Here is a 1,906-nt window from a genome sequence, read left to right as displayed (position 1 = left end):
CATGCGGTTCGTGGCTGTGAAGTCACCGGAGCAACAAGCAGTCTTGGCCCTGCACCGTGTACGGGACCTGATTGTGCGCCAGCGGACCCAGATCGTGAACATGCTTCGCGGTGTCCTGGCCGAGTTTGGGATTGTTGTTCGAGAGGGCGCCGGTCACGCCATCGCCTTTGCCAAGCTGTGCCTGGAAGGAACAGAGGACGATCTTCCCGACCTCGCAAAAGATGTCGTGAGCAACCTCAGCCACCAACTCGTGGCTCTACATCGCCGGGTGCTCTGGTACGATTGCCAGTTGAAACGGGCTGCATCCCTTGATGCGCGCGTCGCCCGCCTGCGGACGATCCCCGGTGTCGGACCGATCACCGCCTCCGCCATCGTCGCCTCGATCGGGGACGGGTGTCAGTTCTCAAACGGACGCAGCTTTGCGGCCTGGCACCCATACCCCCTGCCCCGTTCAAGCAAAGTTCTTCTGACAAGACCGCCGTTAGCAGCCACGCTGTTGGCTGGTTGGGCGATTAATGGCCGTCGCATCTCGATAGTCGGCTTGATACGGATCAATGTTCAGATAATTCGGAAAAATTACACTGCGATCGATAGCATTGAATGAAAGGTGCAGCATGACAAATTTATCCAGTGCCAAAAGATCGGTGACTTCCAAGCCCGGATCATCAGTGCACGCATCCAAAAACGTGGCCGAACTTGGGGCAGGATCAAATTTGGCAACCGTCGATAAAGTGACTGATCTGCGCAAATGCTTTGAAAATGGTGAGTTCCCCTATAACGACAAGTTGAGGCGGCGTAGCTACGAGGCGCAGAAAGCCAAGTTGCAGGCGGAATTGCTGAAGGTCCAACTTTGGGCGCAGGAGACTGGCGAGAAATTCGTGCTGATCTTCGAGGGTCGCGATGCTGCTGGCAAGGGCGGCACGATCAAGCGGTTCACCGAGCACCTCAATCCGCGGCATGCCCGTGTGGTGGCTCTAAACAAGCCTACTTGGGAGGAGAAGGGGCAGTGGTTCTTTCAGCGGTACATCGCGCATCTGCCTACCGTAGGCGAAATGGTGTTCTATGACCGCTCTTGGTACAACCGTGCGGGTGTGGAGCGGGTTATGGGCTTCTGCGCGCCATGGGAATACCTTGAATTCATGCGCCAGACCCCTGAACTGGAGAGAATGCTGGTGCGTTCGGGAATTCGGCTCTACAAGTTCTGGTTCTCGGTCACGCGAGACGAACAGCGCCGCCGCTTCGACAGCCGGGCGACCGATCCGCTGAAGCAGTGGAAGCTGAGCCCAATCGACAAGCAGAGCTTGGACAAGTGGGAGGACTACACTGAGGCTAAGGAAGCGATGTTCTTTTACACGGACACAGCCGATGCGCCCTGGACCGTGGTGAAGTCGAATGACAAGAAACGTGCACGGCTAGCCTGCATGCAGCACTTCCTTCACTCGCTGGACTACCAAGGCAAGGATTTGAAGATCGCACATGCGCCTGACCCGCTTATTGTCTCAACAGCCCAGCATGTATTGCACGGCACCGACCATATTCTGGGAAAGTCGCTGCACCCGGACGTGCGCAAAAGCTGAACTGCTGAAGGGACTGAGAGTCGAACGCGCCAAACGGTTTGGACGTGTACCAGTTTTCACCCAATGCGGCCGTTGTTTTTGTTAGCAGCGAACTCCCGCTTAGTGCTCTTGCGTGTTTGAGGCAGCTGCCAGCTACCTCATGTCCTACGACTAGAAACCTTCTGTTGGGGCGAGAGCTTCCAGAAAGGCGGCGTGCTCGGCTCAACACGTGTGCAATGTGCGCGAAGCAATGGTTGGGTGAATTCCGCTCAATGTCTTCATTGCGGACAAACCCACCGTTCGGTGCTCAAACAGAATTGACGGCTAAGAATGCTTAAACTAGGCGCTCA

2 protein-coding genes are annotated in these 1,906 nt (G+C 56.2%); both read left to right on the top strand.

The genetic code is table 11. The annotated features are described in order from the left end of the window. Positions 1–604 (top strand): transposase (locus tag AC2FNV_RS23455; RefSeq protein ID WP_496774722.1); only part of this gene is annotated, 604 nt, incomplete at its 5' end. A gap of 109 nt (positions 605–713) precedes the next feature. Next, on the top strand, positions 714–1,577 hold the full coding sequence (ppk2, locus tag AC2FNV_RS23450; RefSeq protein ID WP_254442681.1) for a polyphosphate kinase 2: 864 nt from the start codon (positions 714–716) through the stop codon (positions 1,575–1,577). Positions 1,578–1,906 lie beyond the last annotated feature (329 nt).

The organism is Ruegeria sp. BHSA163, assembly GCF_059613365.1.
The sequence above is the reverse complement of the archived record's forward strand: the minus strand, read 5'-3'. Positions and strand labels throughout refer to the sequence as shown.